17 protein-coding genes are annotated in these 23,014 nt (G+C 75.1%); 10 read left to right on the forward strand and 7 right to left on the reverse strand.

Features of this window, described 5'->3' with window-relative positions:
- Positions 1–82: 82 nt before the first annotated feature.
- The 4 genes from ACZ402_RS00510 to ACZ402_RS00525 all read right to left on the reverse strand — a co-directional run bounded on the left by ACZ402_RS00510 (position 83) and on the right by ACZ402_RS00525 (position 4,373).
- Complete coding sequence (locus ACZ402_RS00510) at positions 83–1,354, reverse strand: heme/hemin ABC transporter substrate-binding protein (protein WP_375823852.1); 1,272 nt, start codon at positions 1,352–1,354, stop codon at positions 83–85.
- Between the two features lie 235 nt (positions 1,355–1,589).
- Complete coding sequence (locus ACZ402_RS00515) at positions 1,590–2,258, reverse strand: biliverdin-producing heme oxygenase (RefSeq protein WP_375823851.1); 669 nt, start codon at positions 2,256–2,258, stop codon at positions 1,590–1,592.
- 97 nt (positions 2,259–2,355) lie between these two features.
- The gene (locus ACZ402_RS00520; protein WP_375823850.1) at positions 2,356–3,666 is read right to left on the reverse strand and encodes an MFS transporter; all 1,311 of its coding nucleotides are present in this window, start codon (positions 3,664–3,666) and stop codon (positions 2,356–2,358) included.
- 92 nt (positions 3,667–3,758) lie between these two features.
- Positions 3,759–4,373 (reverse strand): TetR/AcrR family transcriptional regulator, encoded by a 615-nt coding sequence (locus tag ACZ402_RS00525; protein ID WP_375823849.1) that lies wholly within the window; start codon positions 4,371–4,373, stop codon positions 3,759–3,761.
- A 120-nt stretch (positions 4,374–4,493) separates the two neighbouring features.
- Here ACZ402_RS00525 and ACZ402_RS00530 point away from each other — a divergent pair, with 120 nt between their 5' ends.
- The 6 genes from ACZ402_RS00530 (at position 4,494) to bsh (ending at position 10,917) form a co-directional block, all read left to right on the forward strand.
- A complete protein-coding gene (locus ACZ402_RS00530) occupies positions 4,494–5,069 on the forward strand; it encodes a DinB family protein (RefSeq protein ID WP_375823848.1) in 576 nt (191 codons plus the stop codon).
- 95 nt (positions 5,070–5,164) lie between these two features.
- Positions 5,165–6,172 carry a hypothetical protein gene (locus ACZ402_RS00535; protein WP_375823847.1) on the forward strand — a complete coding sequence of 336 codons (1,008 nt, stop codon included), beginning with the start codon at positions 5,165–5,167 and terminating at the stop codon, positions 6,170–6,172.
- A 644-nt stretch (positions 6,173–6,816) separates the two neighbouring features.
- Positions 6,817–7,908 (forward strand): pirin family protein, encoded by a 1,092-nt coding sequence (locus tag ACZ402_RS00540; protein WP_375823846.1) that lies wholly within the window; start codon positions 6,817–6,819, stop codon positions 7,906–7,908.
- A gap of 10 nt (positions 7,909–7,918) precedes the next feature.
- Complete coding sequence (locus ACZ402_RS00545; RefSeq protein ID WP_375823845.1) at positions 7,919–8,743, forward strand: DUF5926 family protein; 825 nt, start codon at positions 7,919–7,921, stop codon at positions 8,741–8,743.
- Positions 8,744–9,121: 378 nt separating this feature from the next.
- Complete coding sequence (locus ACZ402_RS00550; RefSeq protein ID WP_253052521.1) at positions 9,122–9,853, forward strand: glycosyltransferase family 2 protein; 732 nt, start codon at positions 9,122–9,124, stop codon at positions 9,851–9,853.
- A gap of 116 nt (positions 9,854–9,969) precedes the next feature.
- Positions 9,970–10,917: a choloylglycine hydrolase gene (bsh, locus tag ACZ402_RS00555; RefSeq protein ID WP_375823844.1), complete on the forward strand. Its 948-nt coding sequence runs from the start codon at positions 9,970–9,972 to the stop codon at positions 10,915–10,917.
- A 6-nt stretch (positions 10,918–10,923) separates the two neighbouring features.
- Here the strand turns inward: bsh and ACZ402_RS00560 are convergent, their stop codons facing one another.
- Together ACZ402_RS00560 and ACZ402_RS00565 are read right to left on the reverse strand one after the other, a co-directional pair.
- Positions 10,924–15,615, reverse strand: a complete 4,692-nt coding sequence (locus ACZ402_RS00560; RefSeq protein WP_375823843.1) for a hypothetical protein — start codon at positions 15,613–15,615, stop codon at positions 10,924–10,926.
- 145 nt (positions 15,616–15,760) lie between these two features.
- Positions 15,761–16,900, reverse strand: a complete 1,140-nt coding sequence (locus ACZ402_RS00565; protein ID WP_375823842.1) for a diacylglycerol/lipid kinase family protein — start codon at positions 16,898–16,900, stop codon at positions 15,761–15,763.
- Positions 16,901–16,972: 72 nt separating this feature from the next.
- On the opposite strand from ACZ402_RS00565, the gene serS reads away from it, so the two are divergent.
- Together serS and ACZ402_RS00575 are read left to right on the forward strand one after the other, a co-directional pair.
- Positions 16,973–18,256, forward strand: a complete 1,284-nt coding sequence (gene serS, locus ACZ402_RS00570) for a serine--tRNA ligase (RefSeq protein WP_024839177.1) — start codon at positions 16,973–16,975, stop codon at positions 18,254–18,256.
- A 35-nt stretch (positions 18,257–18,291) separates the two neighbouring features.
- The gene (locus ACZ402_RS00575; protein WP_375824127.1) at positions 18,292–19,077 is read left to right on the forward strand and encodes an HAD family hydrolase; all 786 of its coding nucleotides are present in this window, start codon (positions 18,292–18,294) and stop codon (positions 19,075–19,077) included.
- A gap of 103 nt (positions 19,078–19,180) precedes the next feature.
- Here the strand turns inward: ACZ402_RS00575 and map are convergent, their stop codons facing one another.
- Positions 19,181–19,972 carry a type I methionyl aminopeptidase gene (gene map / locus ACZ402_RS00580; RefSeq protein ID WP_375823841.1) on the reverse strand — a complete coding sequence of 264 codons (792 nt, stop codon included), beginning with the start codon at positions 19,970–19,972 and terminating at the stop codon, positions 19,181–19,183.
- Between the two features lie 232 nt (positions 19,973–20,204).
- Between map and ACZ402_RS00585 the strand changes: the two genes are divergently transcribed.
- Together ACZ402_RS00585 and ACZ402_RS00590 are read left to right on the forward strand one after the other, a co-directional pair.
- Complete coding sequence (locus ACZ402_RS00585) at positions 20,205–21,215, forward strand: LacI family DNA-binding transcriptional regulator (protein WP_375823840.1); 1,011 nt, start codon at positions 20,205–20,207, stop codon at positions 21,213–21,215.
- Positions 21,216–21,475: 260 nt separating this feature from the next.
- The gene (locus tag ACZ402_RS00590) at positions 21,476–22,879 is read left to right on the forward strand and encodes an ABC transporter substrate-binding protein (RefSeq protein ID WP_375823838.1); all 1,404 of its coding nucleotides are present in this window, start codon (positions 21,476–21,478) and stop codon (positions 22,877–22,879) included.
- Positions 22,880–23,014: the final 135 nt, after the last annotated feature.

Genomic DNA, 23,014 nt, shown 5'->3' on the forward strand with positions numbered 1-23,014 from the left:
CGGGGGGCGTCGTCGGGCGCGGTGGCGTCCTCGGGTACAGGCGCGTCCTCGGGCGTGCCGAGGGAACGGGTGAGGGGCGTGCTCACGAGGCCGGGAGCTCCGGCGCGGGCACCCCGTAGAAGGCCTCGACGAGCGACGCGATCGTGGACCCGGTGCGGGGGCCGAACGTGAGGAGGCGCGAGCCGTCCATGTCGACGACGCGGCGCGCCTCGCCCGCGGGCGTCTGCGCGAGGCCCGGGATCGCCATCATGGCGTCGAGGCCGCCCATCGACTCGAGCCCGTCGGTCATGACGAGGTACGCGTCGGGCGCGGCGCTGATGATCGCCTCGCTCGTGACCGGCGCGTACTGCTGCGTCAGGCCGATCGCCGTCCCGGCGTCCTCGCCGCCGACCTCCTGGATCAGGTCGTCGGCGCCCGAGCCGGGCCCGAACAGCATCTTGATGTTCGACCCGCGCAGGTAGAGGAACGCGACGCGGGGGTTCCCCGTGTCCCGCGGGACCGCGCCGAGCGCCGCGCAGATCTGCCGGTCCGTGCGCTCGACGAGCGCCTCGCCCTGCGCGGGCACGCCGAGCGCGGTCGCGACGGCGCGGATCCGGTCGTCGACGCCGTCCAGCGTGCGCGCCTCGTCGAAGTAGACGACGGGGATGCCCGAGCTCTCGAGCTGCCCGCGCACGTCGTCGGTGAGGATCGTCGCGTCGGTGAGGATCACGGACGGGTCGAGCCCGAGGATCGCCTCGACGTCGAGCGCGTGCCCCGCGCCCGTGACCACGGGGACGTCCGCCGCCTCGGGGAAGCCGGTCGGCAGGTCGCGCCCGACGACGTTGGCGCCCAGCCCCAGGCTGTAGACGATCTCGCCCAGCGTCCCGTACAGGTCGACGGGGATGATGTGGCTCACGTCGGTGATCTCGACCGTCCGGCCGTCGACCGACTCGACCGTGACGGGGAGCTGCGGGGCCGGTGCGTCCGCGATCGGGTGGATCGCGTCGTCGGCGAACGTCGCGCTCGTGGGCCCGGTGGGGAACGACGCCGGGTCGACGTCGGAGCCGCCGCCCGCGGCGCGCGACTCCCCGAGCGTCGTGCAGGTCGGCACGCCCGTCTGGTCGGCGGTCTCCGCGGGCGCCGCCTCGACGGGCGCGGCGTCCTGGCTCTCCCCCGCCGACGGCGTCGCGGGCGGCTCGTAGGGGAGCGGCGCGCACGCGGCGACGAGCCCCAGCGCGACGACGGCCCCCGCCCCGACCAGCGCCGTCACCGTCCGTCGCGCCCGACCGCGCGCGGTGCCCGACGGCCCCGAGGGTGACGTCGAGCGGCTCGTCGTCGAGCCGAGGTGCAGCGCGGAGCGGGCAGCGTGAGGCATGGGGAGTCTCCAGGGAGCGGTGCGCGGGAGGGCGCGACCCGGCGAGGCCGTCGCCCGCCCCAGGTAAGACGAGCCTAACCTGACTTGGAGGCGGCCTCGACCGCCTCGCGAGTAACGCGCCTCACGCGAACGGCGCGAACCGAACCCACTCGACCGAGGAAGAACCCGACTCCCTCGAGGAAGGGTCGTGGTCCGCCGAGGCACAGCCCCGGCCGACCGGGGCTCTATCTCGAGGTCAGGGGTGGGCGGCGCCCAGGTCGGCGAAGAGGTCGCTGTTGAGGCGGAAGGCGTGCTTGGCCTCGGCGACGGTCTCGTCGAGCTGCTCGGGCGTGAGGACGAGGCCGTCGAGGCGCTCGCGGTAGACGTCCTTGAACGGCTTGGACTTGGGGATCTCGACGAACGTGTAGAACGCGAGGCCGTCGCCCGAGAGGCCGTAGTGGCGCTCGAGCATGCGCTTGATGATCTGCCCGCCGGAGAGGTCGCCGAGGTAGCGGGTGTACGCGTGCGCGGCGTAGGCGGGCAGCGACGCACCGACCGTGCGCAGGCGCGCGACGTAGCGCTCGGTCGCGGGGTGGATGGTGATGCGCTCGGCCCAGTCGGCGCCGACGAGGAACGTGAGGTCCTTCTCGATCTCGGGGGTGCGCGTGAGCTCGTCGAAGACGAGGGACTCGCCCTGGGCGTCGGCGCGCATCGCGGCGCTCGCGTCCTCGAGCGCGCCGTAGATGGCCCACTGCTGCGCGGCGAGGTCGGCGTACGCGGCGACGTCGAGCTGCCCGGACATGAGGCGCTCGACGAACCCGGAGCTCTCGGCCTGCTCGTGCTCGGGCCGCGTGCCCTCGCGCAGGCGCTGGGACAGCGGCACGGACTCGTCGGTGCGGTCGAGGTCCTGGGTGAGAGCAGTCACGGGTGGCTCCTGCGGGTAGCGTCGGGTCGGGGTGCTCGTCCTGACGCGATGTCATGACGATGCGTCAGGAACTGTAACCCACCCAGGTGAGGCTTGCCTATCCTCTGTCCGAGATCTGGTCCACGTCCTCCGGGTCTGGGAGCCCGGCGAGGAACCGGAAGCCCAGCAGCGCGACCAGCGTGCCCAGCCCGCCGCCGACGACGAGCGGCGTCGCCAGGTCCGCGCGGGCCAGGAGCCCGCCGAGGAACGCCCCGAGCGGCATGACGCCCCACAGGAGCGTCCGCCACGTGCCGTGCACCCGGCCGAGCAGGCGGCCGGGGATCATCGCCTGGCGCAGCGACATGACGAGGACGTTCCACACCGTGACCGCCCCGGAGCTCACCGCGAACAGGACGGCGCCGGCGACCACCGCGGCGCCGGCGTCCGGGAGGAGCGGGGCGAGCCCGAGGAGCACGAGGACGACCGTCGAGACGAGGTTCGCCACGGCCATCGTCGGGCCGGTCCCGAAGCGCTCCTTGGCAGGGTTCGCCACGGCCGCCGCGAGGAGCGACCCGGCCGCCCCGACGAGCAGGAACGTGCCGTACCAGGCCTCCGGGACGCCCAGCACGTCGAGGACGTAGAGCACGATCGTCGCGGTCGCGGCGGAGAAGCAGAGCCCGACGACGATCGAGAGCAGCCACAGCGGGCGCAGGGTCGGGTGCGCCCACAGGTAGCGGAACCCGTCCCCGAGCTGGCGGAACCAGGGGGGCGCGGGCTCCGCTCCCTCGACGGCCACGGTCCGGTGCTCGCCCGCGGCGACGGCGGGCAGGAACAGCGCGAGCGCCCCGGCGACGGCGTAGGCGGCCGCACCGGTCCCGAGCGGCACGACGACGGCGACCGCGAAGAGCGCCGACGTGAGCGGCGCCGAGAGGAAGTTCTGGACGGTGATCTCGCCCGCCTCGATGCGCGAGTTCGCGCGCGGGAGGTCGGCGGGCCGCACGATCGAGGGCAGCACCGCGCGGATCGCGCCGTCGTACACGGTCTCCAGGGCGCCGTAGAGGAACACGACGGCGTACAGCCACCAGATCGTCAGCGTGCCCGTCGCGGCGAGGGCGACGAGCCCGAGGGCGAGCAGCGTGCGGGCGCCGTTCGCGAGCGCGAGCGCGTGCCGGCGGTCGACGCGGTCGAGGAGGACCCCGGCGGGGATCGCGAAGAACAGCCAGGGCAGGAGCGAGACGGCGGCGATCCCGGAGACGAGGAACGGGTCGTCGGTGAGCCGGGCGGCGAGCAGCGGCGACGCGACGCGCGCGATGCCGTCGCCCAGGCTGGAGCTGAGGTTCGCGGTGAAGACGTTGCGGAACGGCGCGCCGAGCCCGGCGCGCACCCGGGCGGGGGCGTCGGGGAGCCTGCGGCGGCGGAGGGTCGGCACCTCCCGAGGCTAGGCGACCGTTGCCGCGGCAATCACCTCTGTCCGGGCGCTTCTGCTCGGGGGAGAAGGGCGGGCGTAGCGGGTCGGCCGGGTCAGCGCGCGAGCGCGGGCGACGACGCGTCGGCCCCGACGGCGCGCAGCACGAAGGCCTCGGTCGCCTCGATCGCCTGCTCGCGCGCGGCCGGGTCGTCGGGGACGAGCCGGCCGGACAGGCACGCGTTGACGAGCTGCACGGTGGTGTCGATGTCCTGCGCGGGGAACTCGCCGACCTCGATGCCGGACGCGACGATCCGGCGCAGGATCGCCTCGACGAGCTCGGCGTGCTCGCGCAGCCGCTGGCGCGTCGTGCGCGACAGCACGGTGCGCAGGTCCGGGCCGGGGGCCAGGTGGAAGATGCGCTTGAGCTGCGCCTGCTGGCGGATGTAGGTGCGGAGCTGCTCGACCGGGTCGTCCACGTCCTCCAGCGCCCGCTCGAGCGTCCCGACGTACTGCTCCGTCTCGTGGGTGATGAACCCGAGGAGCAGGGCCTCCTTGTCGGGGAAGTGGTTGTACACCGCGGTGCGGCCGACGCCCGCGGCGGCGGCGATGTCGGCGAGCGAGATGGCGTCGAAGCCGCGGTCCATCATGAGGGTCGAGAGCGCCGCGAAGAGCTTCTGCCGGGTCTGGGCGCGGTGCTCGTGGAGGGACCCTCCGATGATCTTGGGCATGCTGACATCATAGGGAGGTCGTGTCAGAACGCTAATCGGCTCCCCCGGGCCGCAGCCGGACCGCAGCCGGGCCGCAGCCGGGCCTCACGGCTGCGCCCCGCCGTCTGGCACACTGCCGCCATGGACACGACCGCGGCGCCCGACGGCGTCCCCGCCACCGCCCCGGACCCGGACTTCCCGCCCGTCCCCGCGGACACCAAGGACTGGACGTGGGTCATGGAGCGGCCGTGCCCGGAGTGCGGGTTCGTGGCGGCCGAGGTGACGCCCGACCGCGTGGGGGCCGCGGTGCGCGACGCGATCCCGCGCTACGTCGGCGCGCTGGGCCGCGAGGACGTGCGCGTCCGCCCCGACGCCACGACCTGGTCCGCGCTGGAGTACGCCGCGCACGTCCGCGACGTCTTCTCGGTGTTCGACGTGCGCGTCCAGTCGATGGTCGAGGGCGACGACCCGCGGTTCGCGAACTGGGACCAGGACGCGACGGCGGTCGAGGAGGACTACGCGCACCAGGACCCGGCGGTCGTCGCGCGCGAGCTCGCGATCGCGGGCGACCGGGTCGCGGGCCGCTTCGACGCGCTGGTCCCCGACCAGTGGGAGCGCCCCGGGCGGCGGTCGAACGGGTCCGTGTTCACCGTGCGCACCCTGGGCCAGTACTTCGTGCACGACGTCGTCCACCACCTGCACGACGTCGGCGCCTGACCGGACGGCGGGCACCCGGCCCCGCAGCGGCAGGAGACGCACGGCCGTGACACGGGCGTAACATCCCGGCATTCCGGACGCCCTACGGTCCGGTCATGGACGCCACCGTCGCCGGCCTCGTGCCGGACGCGCACGCGGGAGCGCACCTTCTCGCGGTGCCTCGTTCCCGCGGTGCGGCACGCACGCCCGTGGACACCCTCGCGCGCGCCTGGTTCGCCGACGCGGCGTGGACGACGCCACCCGGCGGCGGAGGAGCGACCCGCCCCATGGTGGGCGCGCGGTTCCGGGGCGTGGTGCCCGACGGCGTGGTCGCGCCGGGCGAGCTCCGGCTCGCCGAGGGTGCGCGCGCCGTCGGGCCGTTCCCGCTGACGCCGCCGCAGGCGCAGGCGCTCGACCTCGCGGGCGGGGGCGCCGAGGTCTTCGCGCTGCACGTCGACGACCCGGCCCCGCGCGGCGCCCCGGTCCCGCTCGCCGAGGACCGCGACGGGCTCGCGCGCGCCTTCGCGACCGGGCTGCCGCAGGGCGTCGAGCTCCAGGTGCTGGGCTGGGCGGTCGCGGCGGCCCGGCGCGTCGGGGGCGCCGTCGTGGCGGACGGCCGGACGGTGCTCACGCCCGACCCCGCCTCGGGGGTCGACCTCACGCTCTACAGCGCCCAGGTCCTCGGGCCCGACGACGCGCTCGGCGTCCTGCGGACGACGGTCCCGAGCGCGCGCGTCGTGGCGGTCCACCCGCGCCCGGACGGCCTCGCGGAGTACGTGCTGTCGGGCGAGACCCCGTACGACGGCGCGGTCCGGCTGGCCGCGCAGCGCGTGCCGCAGGTGCCGCTCGCGCTCGGCGCGCTCGACTGGCGCGAGCACGGCCCGCACGCGTACCGCGTCTCGTGGGTCCCGCAGGACCCGTACGAGCTCGAGGTCGAGCGCCCGTCGGGGCTGCACGTCATCGCGCGCTCGCGGGCACGGGTGCTCGTCGCACGGCTCGCGGCGATGCTCCAGGGGCGCCTCGCGGGGACGCTCGTCGACGACGGCGGCTTCGTCGTGCGGGACCTCGACCTCGACGAGCGGCTCACGCCGGCGGCGACGCCGACGACGCAGTCCTGGGTCTGAGCGACGGCGTGCGCACGGGGCGCGGGACGTGGTCGAGCCGGGCGTGTCGCGCGCGCGAACTGTCCACAGATTTCGTCCACAGGGTTGTGGGTCCCGTGGGAATCGCGCGGGGCCGCCTGTGGACGAACCTGTGGCCTTCGCGACCGGCCAAATGACATCGGTGGGAACTCTTGCAGGCCCTCCGGGTGAGGACTACAAACGTGCTAACGGCCCGGACGGGCGCAGACGGACGACGGTGTTCCGCACGCAGGGGTCTGACGGCCCCGCCCAGGAGCGCACGACGGCCCGGCGCGAACGCCAGGGCACGGCTGACCGGAGAACGGTGGACGACCCGCGACCCCCTGCTGCGGGGCTGCGCGCGACGGCGCAGGTTCCGACCGGACCCGGAAGGCCGACCGCGATCGGCGTCAGCACGCCTGCCCGGGGCATCCGGGCCGGGCGCGCGGGCGCCGGGCCGCCACGTCGCGAGCGGCGCCCCGACGGGCCACCGGCCCGACCGCCCCGGGGTCGCGCGGACACGGCGAGGCCCCTCGGAATCCTGCTCCGAGGGGCCTCGTTGCCATTCTCCCGCCGGCGTGCCGTGACGCGAAGACCCGTCCGCGGACCGGTGGGCCGGGTCCGTCCGCCGCGCCTACGCTCGTGCCATGAGCAACCTCGAGACCCGGCCCGAGGAGCGCGTCTGCTCCGCGGGCACCCCTGGCGGCGCGGGTGTCGGCGCGATGCCCGCGGTGGAGATCCTCGAGCACCGCGACGTCCCGCTCGGGGGCACGCGCGCGATGCGGGTGCGCCGCACGATCCCGCAGCGCGCACGCTCGCTCGTGGGGGCGTGGTGCTTCCTCGACCACTACGGGCCGGACCCGCTGCCCGCGATCGGCGACGGCACCGACGGCATGCAGGTCCCGCCGCACCCGCACACCGGCCTGCAGACCGTCACGTGGCTGTTCGCGGGGGAGATCCTGCACCGGGACGCGGTCGGCTCGCTCCAGACGGTCCGGCCCGGCGAGCTCAACCTCATGACCGCGGGCCGCGGCATCTCCCACTCGGAGGAGTCGCCGCGCGGCGTCCGCCCGCCGGTCCTGCACGGGGTCCAGCTCTGGGTCGCGCTCCCGGGCGACCGGCTCGACGAGCCGCCGGCGTTCGAGCACCACGCCGACCTGCCGGTCGCGGACGTCGCCGGTGCCCGGGTCCAGGTCTTCCTCGGGAGCCTGCGCGTCGCGGACGCCGAGCTGCGCTCGCCCGCGACGACGTACTCGCCGCTCGTCGGGGCGCAGGTCGACCTGGCGGCCGGGGCGCGCGTGACGCTGGACGTCGACCCGGGGTTCGAGCACGGCCTGCTCGTGGACGACGGGACGGTGCACCTGGAGGGGGAGGAGGTCCCGCCGTCGTCGCTCGGGTACGTCGCCCCGGGCCGTGCGACGCTCACCGTCGAGGCCGGGCCGGACGGCCCCGCGCGGGTCGTGCTCGTGGGCGGCGAGCCGTTCGGCGAGGACATCGTCATGTGGTGGAACTTCGTCGGCCGGTCGCACGACGACGTCGCGCGCGCCCGCGCGGACTGGCAGGCGCAGCTGGTGGTCACCGGCGGGGAGGGGCCGAACCACGGCGGCACGCGCTACGCCGAGGGCGCGCGCGACGGGCGCTACGGCGAGGTCGTCGGGTACGACGGCGGCCCGCTCCCCGCACCCGCGCTGCCCGACGTCCGCCTGCGGCCCCGCACCCGCCCGGCGGCGCGCCAGTAGACTGCCGCGCATGGCCAAGAACTCCACGCCCGACTTCGTGCTGCGCCCGTTCGAGGGGCTCCCCGGCGAGACCGACTGGGTCGCGATGCGCGAGGTCGTGCCCTCGGCCACCGCGACCGCCCGCACGACCGCGGAGCACGGGGCGCGCGACGTCACCGTCGTCACCGTCCTGCCCGCGGGATGGGCCGCGCTGCACCGCCAGGACGGCGCGATCCTCCTCGCGGTCCAGACGCTCGCGGGCTCGGGCGACACGAGCCGCGACCTCGCCGCGGCGCTGCTGGAGGCGATCGACGCCGAGCCCGGCACGTCCATCGAGATGAGCGCGCTGCCCGACGCCGGCCCGCGCCTGCAGGACGTCCTCGACCCCTCCGTCCCGTTCGACGTCACCGTCCACGACGACTTCGCGTTCTGGCTCGACCCGGCCGAGGAGGTCACGCCGGACCTGCGCGCGTCGCTCGACCAGGCGGCGGAGTCCATGGTGCCCACCGTCAAGCTCGACGCCGTCGCGTCGGCGTACTGGTGCCGCATGTCGCGCGAGTTCCTGCGCTGGGCACGCCCGGAGCCGGAGGACGCGCTCATCGACGCGATCTCGCGCCTGCACGCGCGGCGTGAGTCGGGCCTCGCCGGCGGCAAGTTCGTCGGCGCGTTCCGGTCGAGCGGTGTGCTCGTCCCGGTGTGGGAGCTGCCGAGCGGGACGGAGGCCGACGAGCTCGAGGCCCCGGTCGCGGAGCTCGACGCGCTCCTCACCGAGGCGCTCGCCGTCACCGAGCCGCTCGACGCGAACGAGCGCCGGGCGCGCGCGGGGATCGTGTCGCGCCAGGTGACCCTGCGCTGACGCTGACGGAAGCCGGCCAGCGGCCCGACCCGCGGCCCGACGAGCAGCCCGCCGACGCCCCTGTCGGCGGGCTGTCGCGTCGAGTAGGATCCGGGGGACCTGGGAACGCAGCCCGGTCGTCCTGCGAAGATCCCGAGCGGATCTGCTGGTGGAACGACGACACTTCTGCGGCCAACTCTTTGCACTACTAGGCTGGACGGCGTGAACGCGGACCATCGGTCGACTGAGTCGGGGAACAACACGGGCAGTGCTTCTCGAGGTGCTCCTACGGGTGCCCTCACGGGCGCGGCGAGCACGCCGCCGACGTACCTCTCGGCGTCCGGCACGCGGGCACGCACGCCGCGGCCGACGGTCGGCGACGGCCGGACCGGCCGTGCGGTGCGGCAGCGCGTCGCCGTGATCATCCCGGCGAAGGACGAGTCGCGGCGCATCGCCGCGACGGTCCGCGCGGCCAAGGCGATCCCGCACGTCGACCTCGTGCTCGTCGTGGACGACGGGAGCGAGGACGACACCCAGCACGTCGCGCGCGAGGCGGGCGCCGTCGTCGTGCGCCACTCGCACAACCGCGGCAAGGCCGCCGCCATGGAGACCGGCGCGGCCGTCGTCGCGATGCGCGACGCCGCCGACCGTCCCCCGCGCCTCCTGCTCTTCATCGACGGCGACCTCGGCGAGACCGCCGTGAACACCGCGCCGCTCGTCGCGCCCGTGCTCGACGGGTACGCGGACCTCGCCATCGCGCTGCTGCCCCCGCAGCCGGGCGCCGGCGGCCGGGGGATTGTCGTCGGGGCCGCGCGCCGCGCGATCCAGTCGCTCACGGGGTGGACCCCGACGCAGCCGCTCTCGGGCATGCGCTGCCTCACGCGCGAGGCGTTCGAGGCCGCGACCCCGCTCGCGCGCGGCTGGGGCGTGGAGACCGGCATGACGATCGACCTGCTCCGCAAGGGGTACGTCGCCGTCGAGGTGCCGTGCGACCTGCGGCACCGCGCCTCGTCCAACGACCTCAAGGGCCAGCTCCACCGGGCCGCGCAGTACCGCGACGTGCTCCTGGCCGTGAACGCGCGCAAGATGCGCTCCGCGGTCGACCGGGTGCGGGCCGCCGACCAGCACTGACGTCCCGCGGGTGGCGAACGTCTCCCGGGGATCCTACCCTGGGTGGACGGGCACCGTGCCGTGCCCGGTGGCCCGCGTCCGCGCGAGGCCGGACCGACGACGACGGGGGCATCGCCATGTGCACGGGGATCAGGTTCTCGGACGGCCGGGGGAGCGTCTACCTCGCGCGGAACCTCGACTGGACGAGCGGGTACGGGCAGCGGGTGGTGCTGACGCCCACCGGGTACGCGCCGAGGTCGCCGTTCGGCGCGGTGCCCGGCATCCGCCACGCGACGCTCGGCATGGGCATCGTGGCGGAGGGGACGCCGCTCTACTTCGACTGCGGCAACGACGCGGGCCTCGCCGTCGCGGGGCTCAACTTCCCGGGGTACGCGGCCTACGCGCCCGGCCCGGTCGACGGCGCGGTCAACGTCGCCGCCTACGAGCTCCCGCTGTGGGTGTGCTCGCAGTTCGCGACGGTGGACGAGGTGGAGGCCGCGCTCCAGGACGTCGTGGTCGTCGACCGGCCGATCAACGAGACCTACCCGAGCTCGATGCTCCACTGGATCGTCGCCGACGCGACGCGCGCCGTCGTCGTGGAGCACACGGCGGACGGCATGCACGTGTTCCACGACGACGTCGACGTGCTCACCAACCAGCCCGGGTTCGGGTGGCACCACGAGAACCTGCGCAACTATCTCAACGTCTCGCCCGACTTCCCCGGGGACACGGAGCTGGGCGGGGCGGTCCTCACCCCGTTCGGCTCGGGCTCGCACATGCGCGGCATCCCGGGGGACTACTACTCGCCGTCGCGGTTCGTCCGCGCCGCCTACGTCAACGCCCACTACCCGACCCAGGAGAGCGAGGAGCAGAACGTCAGTCGCGCCTTCCACACGCTGCAGCAGGTCGCGATGGTCGAGGGGAGCGCCGTGATGGCGTCGGGCGAGTCCGAGATCACCGTCTACACGGGACTCTTCTCCTCGCGCACGTCGACCTACTACTGGAACACCTACGAGGACCCGGCCGTACAGAGCGTCGCGATGGCCGACCTCGCGCTGGGCGGCACCGAGCTCGTCCTCGCGTAGCCAGGCTCAGGGCGTCGCGCTCCCCACCCGCGAGGCGGTGCCCTCCGACGCCGTCCCCGCCGCGTCCGGCGCGGCGCTCGGGGTGTCCTCCCGCGCATCCGGCTCGTCGTCGGTACCGGTGCCGTCGCCGACGGCGTGCAGCGCCGCGACGGTGAGCAGCGGGACCGCCGGGATGAGCGCGACGAGCGCGATGCGCACGCCGAAGTCGTTGACCAGCGACCCGGCGACGCACACGATCCACAGGGCGAGCACGGTCGGGCGCACGAGCGGCCACGCGGCCTCGGTGCGGGCGAACCACGCCGGCGTGAACCGCCGCGGCCAGAACAGCACCAGCGCCGCCGCGACGAGGACCAGGATCGTCAGCCACACGGGCACGCCGCCCAGCACGGAGCGGGCCGCGTAGCCCGCCTTGCGCAGCAGCGTCTCCCAGGCAGAGCCGTCCACGACCTCGCCGACGAACCGGCCGAGGTGCGAGCGCTCGTCGGCCGGGCGCAGCCAGTCGAGCACGCCGACGGCGGCGACGAGCCCGACGCCCGCTGCCGCGACGAGCAGGAAGCGCCGCCACGTGACGCGCGCCCCCGAGGCGGCGAGCCCCAGGACCGCGAACGCCGGGACCACCACGAGCCCGCCACCGAGGTCGGCGCCGAGCGTCGGCCACACGTCCACGACCATCGTCACGACGCCGATGACGCCCACGACCGTCGCGGCGACGTACCGGTGCCCGCGGGCGACGAGCCACTGGGCGAGCGCCGCGGCGAGCACGAGCGCTGCGACCGCGTACACGGAGAACGTCGGGTTGCCGAACCCGTAGAACCGCGCGCCGAACGTCGGCGCGGAGCCGAGCGGGCTGGCGCGGTTGAGCGGCGTCCCGACGAGCGCGTCGAGCGTGAGCACGGCGAACGTGATGCCCGCGACGATCCCCGGCCCGAGCCACACCGGGCGGCGCGGGGCGAGCGCCCCCAGGCCCGCGACCGCCGCCGTCGCGAGCACCGTCGACACGACGATCGCGAGCATCTGGTTCCCGAACCGCCACCAGCCCGTGAGCGACACGAGGAAGGCCGCGGTCGGGACGGCTGCCACGACGAGCGCGGCGCCCCGGGCGACGTGCGCGGCGCGGGCCCAGCGGACCCGGGCGCGGTCGCCGGCCGCGCGCGCGGCCCGCGGCGCGAGCAGCAGGCAGAGCCCGGCGATCACGAGGCCTGCGTAGAGCGGCACGTCGACGAACGCGGTGTAGACCGCGCGGCGCACGTGGTCGAGCGTCGTGAGGTCGGCGAGGGCGTCCGCGGTCGAGGTCGCGTCCGGGGGCCGCGGCGAGCCCCAGGCGAGCGGCGTGTCCTGGATGCGGGCGGGGATCGTGGTGCCCGCGGCGTCGAGCACGGTCGCCGGGACGTCGAGGACGCGCGCGACGCCGTCCGTCCGCGTCGCGGCGCTGGTCAGGTAGCGCGCCTGCTCGGGTCCGTCGAACGACGGCCGCACGAGCGTCGCGCCGAGCGCCGGCCGGGTGCCGGGCGTCCCGGCGACGTCGACGACGAGCACGGTCGTCCCCGTCGGGGCGGCGTCGAGCACCGCGCCGACGGTGGCGTCCACGGCCGCGAGCCGGTCCGCCCGCAGGGAAGCCCTTAGCGCGGCGCGCTCCTCGGCCGGGAGGTCGGGGTCGACGGCCGGTGCCGTCGCGTCGCCCGCGTCGACGACGGTGACGGGGCACGAGAACGCGTCGCTCCCTGGCGACGTCGCGGACGCGAGCTCTCGGTAGCGCGCCACCTCCCCCTGGGAGTCCGCGAGGGCGAGCGCCGCCCCGGGCCCCACGGCGGTCGCGCACACGGCCGCCGTGCCGCCGGCGGAGCCGTCGCCGCCGAGCGCGTCGCCCAGGACGCCCAGGCGCGCCTGGTACCCGGAACCCCGCTGGAGCGCGACGAGGTCGTCCCACCCGTCGATGCGGGCGCCGCCGGCGATGCCGTCCGAGGCTCCGTCCGGGGTGGCGACGGGCTGCGGCGTCGGGCACGCCCACGAGCCGTCCGGGGCGCGCTCGGTCGCGACGTCGGCGAGCTGCCCGGCGGAGAGGGCGAGCCACCCGCCCACCGTGCACCGGCTCGCCGCGCCCGTGGGCTGGGCGACGCCGCCGGCGCCGGCGCCGTCCGTGAGCAGCGCGTGCAGCGTCGGCGTGGTGGCCGCCGTGACGTCGCTCCACGCCACGCCCGTCGTCCCGACGACGACGAGCGGGCGGTCGGTGGCGATGGCGTCGGACCGGGTGACCGACGCCTCGCCGCCGGCCCGCGACGCCGCCGACGCGGGCCGCTGGTCCGTCGAGCCGAGCACGGTCGACGTGAGCAGGACGACGAGCAGGAGCCCGCCGCCCACGGTGAGCAGCATCGTGGGCATGCGCCGGATCCCCGGCTCAGGGACGGCGGCCGCCGCGCGCCTCGGCGCCGCGTCGGCGAGGAAACCGGGCACGACCATCGCCGTCGCGACGACGACGACCATGACGCCGATGATGACGCCCGAGTCGTTGAGCACGGAGCCGACGCCCGCGACGACGACGAGCGCGACGACGAGGTCGTGCAGCAGCGGCCAGCGCTCGTAGGCGCGCGCGACCTCGGGCAGGCGGAAGCGCTCGGGACGTAGCCCGGCGACGGCCACGAGCACGACGAGCACCGCGGCGACCGCACCGGCCGGTTGCGCGACGGTCTGCCACGCGCCCACGGCCTTGCGCCCGATCACCTCGAGCGCGGCGCCGTCGACGACGGTCTGCACGAACCCGCCGAGGTGGGAGCTGCCGCCCGGCAGGAGCCAGTCGACGACGGCGACGACCGCGACCACGACCACGGTGGCCCCCGCGACGACCAGCGCGCGCAGCCACGTGATCCGCACCCGCCCGACGAGCAGCGCGAGGACGGCGAACGCGGGCACGAGCGCGAGGATGCCGCCGAAGTCGGCGCCGAACGCGGGCCAGCCGTCGACGACGACCGTCACCGCCCCGACCGCGACGACGAGCCAGGCCGCCAGCCGGCGTCGCCCCCGGACCAGCGCCGTGGACGCCAGGCCGCCGGCGAGCACGAGGCCCGCGACCGCGTACACCGCGAACGTCACGTTGTTGAAGCCGTAGAAGCGCGTGAAGCCCGCGACGGCGGACGTGCCGAGCAGGGACGCCTGCTGGAGCGTCGTGCCCGTCGCGCCGTCCACGGTGAGGACGAGCCACGTGACGCCGGCGAGCGCCGTCGGCAGCGCCCACGGGCGGCGCGGGAGGAGGCGCGACACGACCCAGGCCACGAGCGCGACGGCGACGGCGCTCACCGCGAGCGCGAGGGTGAGCGCCGGAGCGGGCGCGCTCCACACCCACCACCGTGACAGGCTCGCGAGCGAGGCCGCGACGGGGGCCGCGGCGGCGACCATGAGCACCGCGGACAGGACGCGGGTCCCTGCGCGCCCGGGCCGTGGCGGCAGGCCGCGGCGCGCGGCGGACCGCCGCGCCCACAGGGTCCCGCCGAGCGCGAGCACGAGGGTCGCCACGAGCAGCCCGACGAGCACGGGGTAGAGCGTGGGGATCGTGCTCGTCAGCACGTTGAGGTACTGGCGGTTCTCGACCGTGCGCGCGACGTCCATGCGCCGGACCTCGCCCAGCGAGAGGGGCGCGCCGTCGAGCCCCTCGGTGCTGCCGCCGGCCTGCTCGACGACCGTCGCCGTGAGGTCGACGAGCTGGACGATGCCGTCCTGCTGCGTGCTCGGGGAGTGCAGCCAGCGCCGTGTGGGCTCGCCCTTGCGCCAGTCGACGACGACCGGGAGCCCCGGCTCGCCGACGGGCCCCGCGGGCACGCCCGCCACGAGCACGCGCGTCCCGCGGTCGACCTCGTCCATGACGCGGGAGAGCGCCTCGTCGAGCGCGTCGAGGCTCTGGCCCCGCCCGGACGAGGAGTCGACGATCTCGCCCTGGTCGACCACCGTGACGTCGCACGCGTCGAGCCCGCCCTCGGGCAGCGCGGCGAGCGCGGACGCGTACCGCTCGACGTGCCCGGTCGCGTCGGCGAGCATGACGGCCGCGCCCGGGCCGACCGCCGTCGTGCACACGCCGGTCTCGGCGAGCCGGGCCGCCGCGGTCCCGGGCGCGTGGTGCGTCGTCGGGGCGGTCGCCTCCTCCTCGGACGGCGCGGTGAGCGTCGCCCACCCGGGGACGTCGGCGGGCTGCGCCTCGAGCGTCGTCGCCCCCGACGCCGTCGTGGCGGGGGCGGGCAGCGGCGGGCAGCCGGTGGTGGGCGGCTCGGCGTCGGCGGGCGGCGTCGCCGTCGGCTCCTCGGCTGCCGGCTGGGAGGACGTCACCATCTGCCCGGCGGACAGGGTGAGCCACGCGTCCGTCGCGCACGTCGTCCGCCCGACGCCGAGCGACGCGACCGAGCCGGTCCGGATCATCGACCACAGCGTGGGCGTCGCGGTGGGCGAGACGTCGCTCCAGTAGAGCCCCGCCACGGCGACCAGCACGACCGGCCGCGGGTCGTGCGTCGGGACGGGAGAGCCGCCCGCGACCGTCGTGCCCGCCGTCGTGCCCGACGGCGCCGCGGCCGCGGAGGGCGCGGCGACGGCCCCGAGCGCGGTGAGCAGGGTGAGCGCGACGGCCGTCGCCAGCGCCGTCGCACGGGTGCCCCGGCGCCCCCAGCGACGAGCGGGGAGCGTGCGGGCAGGGGGGAGCGCGGCGGCCGGGAACGTCACCGGACCAGCCTACGGGGGCGCCCGGCGCGTCCCCCGGCCGTCCGGACGGCGTCGTCGCACGTCCGCGCGGGACGCTCACGCGCCCTCCACGCCCCTCGCGCGGGGCGCCCACAGCGAGCGCCGGGTTCGGCGATCGCGGTCCTCGTCAGGCGGTGCGGACCACGAGCGCGCCGGGGTCGACGCGCGCCTCGATCTCCACGGCGAGGCCGAGCACGTCGCCGTCGACCTGGGCCTGCTCGCCGCCCTCCACGCGCACGCGGACGCGCCGGGCGCGCGCGTGGTCGATGCGTCCGATCTTGGCGGGCAGGTCGTTGCGCACGCCGAGGCCCTGCATGACCACCTCCCCGAACAGCTGCGCCCAGCCCACGACCCCGCCGCGCGTGTCGATCGCGGCGATGTCGAGGATCCCGTCGTCGATCACCGCGTCGGGCAGGAGCGTCAGGCCCCCGGGGAGGCGGCCGCAGTTGCCGATGAGGAGCGAGCGCAGCCGCGCGTCCACGGGCGGCGTGTCGTCGAGCTGGATGCGCGCGCGCATGCGGCGCCCGTGCAGGTGCCGGATGCCCGCGACGAAGTAGGCGACCCAGCCCACCTTCGCCTTGAGGTCGTCGTCGGTGTCGGCGACCATCGCGGCGTCGAACCCGAGGCCCGCTATGACGAGGAAGATGTGCTCCTTGTCGGTGTCCCGGGCGGGGTCCGGCGCCGTCCCCGGCTCGTCTCCCTCGGCGGGGGTGACGTCGGCGTAGCGCAGGACCTTGACCCAGCCGACGTCGACCGGGCGGTCGGACCCCGCGATCACGACGGCCAGCGCGGCACGCGCGTCGCCCACCGGCAGGTCGAGGTTGCGCGCGAGGAGGTTGCCGGTGCCCACCGGGACCAGGCCCATGGTGCGGCTGCTGCCGACCATGCCCTCGGCGACCGCGCGGACCGTGCCGTCCCCGCCCACGGCGACGACGACGTCCGCGCCCTGCGCGAGCGCCGCGCGCGTCTGCCCGACGCCCGGGTCCTCGACCGTCGTCTCGAACCACAGCGGCTCCGGCAGCGCGGCGTCGGCGAACGAGGCGCGGACGACCGCCTCCAGCCCCGCGACGTCGGGCTTCGACGGGTTGGCGACGAACGCGACGAGCTCGCGCGGGTCGTCCTCGAGCGCGGGCTCCTCGACGGGAAGCGCCTCGTCGCCGTGCGCGCGGCGCTGCCGGGTCTGCTGCGCGCGCAGGCCCAGCGCGACGACGAGTGCCACCACCGCGACGGCGAGCGCCGCGATCGCGAGCCAGAGCGTCCAGGACATGGCGACACCGTAGCGGGGCCGGGGCGGGAAAGGACTGCGACCGGGCGGCGCGCAGTTCGTTAGGCTGCTGGCGTGATCGACCTCCGCCTCCTGCGCGACAACCCCGACATCGTCCGTGCCAGCCAGGTCACCCGTGGTGACGACCCTGCGCTGGTGGACGCCGCACTCGACGCCGACGCGCGCCACCGCGCCGCGCTGAGCGAGTTCGAGAGCTTGCGCGCCGAGCAGAAGTCCCTCGGCAAGCAGGTCGCCCAGGCGCAGGGGGAGGAGAAGCAGGAGCTGCTCGCGCGCACCAAGCAGCTCGCGGCCGACGTCAAGGCGCGCCAGGCCGACGCGGACGCCGCGGCGGAGGAGCTGCGCGGGCTGCTCTACCGCATCTCGAACGTCGTCGCGGGCGCGCCGGCGGGCGGCGAGGACGACTACGTCGTGCTGCGCGAGGAGGGCACGATCCGCGACTTCGCCGCGGAGGGCTTCACACCGCGCGACCACCTCGACCTCGGCGAGGGCCTGCGCGCGATCGACACCGAGCGCGGCGCCAAGGTGTCGGGCGCGCGGTTCTACTACCTCACGGGCGTGGGCGCGCGCCTCGAGCTCGCGCTGCTCAACGCCGCGATGGACACGGCGGTCGCGGCCGGGTTCACGCCCGTCATCACGCCGACGCTCGTGCGGCCCGAGGTCATGCAGGGCACCGGGTTCCTCGGCGCCCACGCGGACGAGATCTACCGCCTCGAGAAGGACGACCTCTACCTCGTCGGGACGAGCGAGGTGGCGCTCGCGGGCTACCACGCGAACGAGATCGTCGACCTGTCGGCCGGGCCGCTGCGCTACGCCGGCTGGAGCGCGTGCTACCGCCGCGAGGCCGGCTCGCACGGCAAGGACGTGCGTGGCATCATCCGCGTGCACCAGTTCCACAAGGTCGAGATGTTCTCCTACTGCGACCCGGCCGACGCCGAGGCGGAGCACCAGCGCCTGCTCGGCTGGGAGGAGCAGATGCTGCGCCTCGTCGACCTGCCGTACCGCGTCATCGACACCGCGGCGGGCGACCTCGGGTCGAGCGCCGCGCGCAAGTTCGACTGCGAGGCGTGGCTTCCGACGCAGCAGCGCTACCTCGAGCTCACGTCGACCTCGAACTGCACGACGTTCCAGGCACGCCGCCTCAACGTGCGGGAGCGCGTCGAGGTCGACGGCAAGAACGAGACGCGCACCGTCGCGACGCTCAACGGCACGCTCGGCACGACGCGCTGGATCGTCGCGATCCTCGAGAACCACCAGCAGGCCGACGGCTCGGTCCGCGTGCCGGAGGGACTGCGCCCGTACCTCGGGGGCCTCGAGGTGCTCGAGCCGGTGGTGGCGTGACGGGTTCCCTCGTCCCGGACGACGCGTCCGGGCCGATGCTCGTGGCGCTCGACATCGACGGCACCCTCATGTCGTACGACCAGGAGCTGTCGGAGGACGTGCGCGACGCCGTCGCCGACCTGCGCGCGGCGGGCCACCACGTGGTGCTCGCGTCCGGGCGCTCGCTCATCGCGATGACGCCCGTCGCGGAGATCCTGGGGATCGACCGCGGCTGGGTCGTCGCGTCGAACGGCGCGGTGACGGCGCGGCTCGACCCCGAGGAGCCGGAGGGGTACGTGCTGGAGGACGTCGTGACGTTCGATCCGGGCCCGGCCCTGCGGCTCCTGCGCGAGCACCTGCCCGACGCGCGGTACGCCGTCGAGGACGTGGGCGTCGGGTTCCGCATGAACGAGCTCTTCCCCGACGGCGAGCTCGACGGCGTGCACCGCGTCGTCGAGTTCGACGAGCTGTGGTCGGGGGAGGTCACGCGCGTCATCGTCCGGTCGCCGGGGTCCACGAGCGAGCAGTTCCACGAGCTCGTCGAGCGCCTCGGCCTGGACGACGTGACGTACGCCGTCGGCTGGACGGCGTGGATGGACATCGCGCCGCTGGGCGTCACGAAGGCGACCGGGCTCGAGCTCGTGCGGCGCGCGCTGCACGTCCAGCCCCACCGGACCGTCGCGGTCGGCGACGGGCGCAACGACGTCGAGATGCTCCGCTGGGCGGCGCACGGCGTCGCGATGGGCCACGCGGACGCCGTCGTGCAGGCCGCGGCCGACGAGGTGACCGCCCCCATCGAGGACGACGGCGCGGCGCGCGTCCTCCAGAGCCTCCTGCCCTGACCGCGAGGTAGAACCGCAGGGCGCGAGATAGAGCTCGCGGGGTTCTACGTCGCGACCTGCAGCTCTACCTCGCGGTGCCGGGGACGATCCCTCGCGGGGGCGGTCAGTCGCGGGGCTCGCGGGCGGTGAGGACGACCGGGCCGTCGGGCGTGATCGCGACCGTGTGCTCGCTGTGGGCGCCGCGCGACCCGTCGGCCGAGCGCAGGGTCCAGCCGTCGGGGTCGGTGTAGATCTCGTCCGTGGTCTCGAGGAACCAGGGCTCGATCGCGATGACGAGGCCCGGCTTGAGCGGGAACCCGCGCTTGCGACGGCCGTCGTTGGGGATGTGGGGCTCGCCGTGCATCGTGCGGCCCACGCCGTGCCCGCCGAAGTCGGTGTTGACCGAGTAGCCCGCGGCGTGCGCGACGTCCGCGATGGCGGCGGAGATGTCGCCGACCTTCTTGCCCGGCTGCGCGGCGGCGATGCCCGCCTCGAGCGCGCGCTCGGTCGTCTGGATGAGCCGGGCGTCCGCCTCGCCGAGCGCGCCCGCGCGCGGCGTGCCGACGACGAACGACAGCGCCGAGTCCGCGACCCACCCGTCGACGGAGGCGGCGAAGTCGATGCTCAGCAGGTCGCCGTCGCGCAGCGCGTAGTCGTGGGGCAGGCCGTGCAGCACGGCGTCGTTCACGGACGTGCAGATCACCTTGCCGAAGGGGCTCGCACCGAACGACGGGTGGTAGTCGATGTAGCAGGACTCGGCCCCGCGGTCGCGGATCATCCGGTGCGCGACCTCGTCGAGCTCGAGCAGGTTCGTCCCGACCTTCGTGGCGGCGCGCACCGTGGTGAGGACGTCGGCGACGAACCGCCCCGCGGGTCGCATCTGGTCGATCTCCCGCGGGGTCCTCAGCTCGATCATCGTGGTCCTTCCGGTTCGCAGGTGGGGTGCCCGACGGCGGCGCGGCCGGCTCGAGCGGTGCCGAGCGGTGCCGCGGGACGGGCCTCCCCACGATATCGGTCACTGTGCCGCGGTGCGGCGGCGGGCGAGGCGCGGGCACGCCGGGCGGGGGCGCAAGCGCTTGCATCGATCTGCTCACGATGCGGCACGGCGCCTCGCCACCCGGCGTCCCGGCGTGGCAGCATCACCCGTCGTGGCAGGTATCGACGACGTCGCCCAGGCCGCCGGGGTGTCCACGGCGACCGTGTCCCGCGCCCTGCGGGGCCTGCCCAACGTGTCGGAGGCGACGCGCCTGCGGGTGCTCGCGGAGGCGGCCCGGCTCGGGTACGTGCCCACGCCGTCGGCGTCGTCGCTGGCCACCGGACGCACCCGCACCATCGGCGTGCTGACCCCGTGGGTCAACCGCTGGTTCTTCGCCAACGTCATCGAGGGTGCCGAGCGCGCGCTGCGGGACCTCGGCTACGACGTCCTGCTCTACACGTTCGACGTGCGCCGGACGTCGTCCCGCCGGCGGGTCGACCCGAGCGTCCTGCGCCACCGCGTGGACGGCACGCTCGTCGTCGGCCTGCCGCTCGACGACGACGAGGTGCGCTCGCTCGTCGCGCTCGCCCGGCCGCTCGCGTTCGTCGGATCGGGGCCGGCGGACCAGGTCACGGTCCGGCTCGACGACGTCGCGACCGGCCGGGCCGCGACGCGCCACCTGCTCGACCTGGGCCACCGGGTGATCGGCCACGTCACCGGGGTGCCCGACCTCGTGTCGTCGTGGTCGCCGCCCGTCGAGCGCGCGCAGGGCTACGTGCGCGCGCTGGAGGAGGCGGGCGTCGCCGTCGAGCCCGACCTCGAGGTGAACGGCGACTTCGACGTCGCGGGAGGGCGCGGGTCCACGACGGAGCTCCTGCGCCGCCGGCCGGACGTGACCGCCGTCTTCGCGGCGTCGGACGAGATGGCCATGGGAGCGATCCTCGCGGCACGGGACCTGGGGCTGCGGGTCCCGGAGGACCTCTCGGTCGTCGGGGTGGACGGTCACGACCTCGGGGAGCTCGTCGGCCTGACGACGGTCGCCCAGGACGCGTACCAGCAGGGGTTCGACGCGGCGCTCCTCCTGCTCGAGATGATCAACGGCGCCCCGGTGCCGGAGAGCATCACCTACCCGACGGAGCTCGTGCGCCGCGGCTCGACGGCGCCGCCGGGCACCGGCGCGTAGGTCCGGCACCGCGCCTCGCCGCGCGCCCGTGTCCCCGCGTGGGAGCGTGGCCAGGGGAGAAGGGCCGAGAGAGCGCGCACCCGCCGCACGTGACGGAATCGTTACGCAAACTCGCCTCCCCTGTGCTTGCGGCGGCGCGATGCAACCGCTTGCATAGTGCCTAGGGCGAGAGCGCACCCGCGCTCGCGACGTCGCGATGCGCCCGGTTCTCACCGGACCGGGGTGACGGCGTCCGTACCCACGACGAGGTGGAGGCTGACATGACCAGGACCACGAGGACCAGCGCGGCGCGTCGCCGCACGCTGGCGGTCGCCGCCGGCGGCGCGAGCCTCGCGCTCGTGCTCGCTGCATGTGGCGGCGGAGGTGACGGCGGCGGGGACGGCGGCGGTGACGGTGGCGGCGACGCCGCGACGCCCGAGATCGACTGCAGCGTGTACGAGGAGTTCGGTGACCTCGAGGGGACGGAGGTCTCCGTCTACACCTCGATCGTCGAGCCCGAGCAGGCGACGCAGGAGGCGTCCTACGACCCGTTCGAGGAGTGCACCGGCGTCACCGTCAACTACGAGGGGTCGCGCGAGTTCGAGGCGCAGCTCCTCGTGCGGATCCAGGCGGGCAACGCTCCTGACATCGCCTACCTCCCGCAGCCCGGTCTGCTGAAGACGATCGTCACGGACTTCCCGGACGAGATCGTCCCGGCTCCCGACCAGACGTCCGCGAACGTCGACGAGTTCTTCAGCGAGTCCTGGAAGGAGTACGGCACCGTCGACGGCACGTTCTACGCCGCTCCGCTCGGGTCGAACGTGAAGTCGTACGTCTGGTACTCGCCGTCCATGTTCGAGGACGCCGGCTACGAGGTGCCGACCACGTGGACCGAGATGATGGACCTCTCGGAGCAGATCGTCGAGGACGGCTCGATGCCGTGGTGCGCCGGGGTCGAGTCCGGTGACGCGACCGGCTGGCCCGCGACGGACTGGATCGAGGACGTCGTCCTGCGGACCGCAGGGCCCGAGGTCTACGACCAGTGGTACACCCACGAAATCCCGTTCAACGACCCGCAGATCGTCGAGGCCTTCGACACCGCGGGCGAGATCCTCAAGAACCCCGAGATGGTCAACGCGGGCCTCGGCGGCGTCGACTCGATCGCGACGACGACGTGGACCGACGCGGGCTTCCCGATCCTCGACGGCACCTGCTGGCTGCACCGCGCCGCGAACTTCTACCAGACGCAGTGGCCCGAGGGCACGGAGGTCGCCGAGGACGGTGACGTCTACGCCTTCTACCTGCCGACCGACCAGACCGACATCAAGCCCGTCCTCGGCGGCGGCGAGTTCGTCGCGGCCTTCGACGACCGCCCCGAGGTGCAGGCCTTCCAGACCTACCTCTCGAGCGCGGACTGGGCCAACACGAAGGCGCTCACGACTCCCCAGGGCGGCTGGGTCAGCGCCAACAACGGCCTCGACCCCGAGAACCTGGCGACCTCGTTCGACCAGCTCTCGGCCGAGATCCTCGCTGACCCGGATGCCGTGATCCGCTTCGACGCCTCGGACCTCATGCCCGGTGAGGTGGGTGCAGGGACGTTCTGGACCGGCATGGTGAACTGGTTCACCGGCTCGGACACGCAGGAGGTCGTCGACACGATCGAGGCGTCCTGGCCGTCGTCCTGACCCGGCCGACAGGCGGGGCGCGCCCCGTCTGAGGCACGCACGACCGGACGGGGGGTCCGCCCACTGTGGCGGGCCCCCCGATTCCGGGTCCAGGATGTAGAACCCTCTCGCCCTCGCTGCCGCGGGCGACCCGAC

Source organism: Cellulosimicrobium sp. NPDC030954, from assembly GCF_055571305.1.

Bases quoted from the DNA above. Each gene is read 5' to 3' on its own strand.
- ACZ402_RS00510 (WP_375823852.1), bottom strand. From the start codon at position 1,354: ATGCCTCACGCTGCCCGCTCCGCGCTGCACCTCGGCTCGACGACGAGC.
- ACZ402_RS00525 (WP_375823849.1), bottom strand. From the start codon at position 4,373: ATGCCCAAGATCATCGGAGGGTCCCTCCACGAGCACCGCGCCCAGACC.
- ACZ402_RS00530 (WP_375823848.1), top strand. From the start codon at position 4,494: ATGGACACGACCGCGGCGCCCGACGGCGTCCCCGCCACCGCCCCGGAC.
- ACZ402_RS00535 (WP_375823847.1), top strand. From the start codon at position 5,165: ATGGACGCCACCGTCGCCGGCCTCGTGCCGGACGCGCACGCGGGAGCG.
- ACZ402_RS00540 (WP_375823846.1), top strand. From the start codon at position 6,817: ATGAGCAACCTCGAGACCCGGCCCGAGGAGCGCGTCTGCTCCGCGGGC.
- ACZ402_RS00545 (WP_375823845.1), top strand. From the start codon at position 7,919: ATGGCCAAGAACTCCACGCCCGACTTCGTGCTGCGCCCGTTCGAGGGG.
- bsh (WP_375823844.1), top strand. From the start codon at position 9,970: ATGTGCACGGGGATCAGGTTCTCGGACGGCCGGGGGAGCGTCTACCTC.
- ACZ402_RS00565 (WP_375823842.1), bottom strand. From the start codon at position 16,900: ATGTCCTGGACGCTCTGGCTCGCGATCGCGGCGCTCGCCGTCGCGGTG.
- ACZ402_RS00575 (WP_375824127.1), top strand. From the start codon at position 18,292: ATGCTCGTGGCGCTCGACATCGACGGCACCCTCATGTCGTACGACCAG.
- map (WP_375823841.1), bottom strand. From the start codon at position 19,972: ATGATCGAGCTGAGGACCCCGCGGGAGATCGACCAGATGCGACCCGCG.
- ACZ402_RS00590 (WP_375823838.1), top strand. From the start codon at position 21,476: ATGACCAGGACCACGAGGACCAGCGCGGCGCGTCGCCGCACGCTGGCG.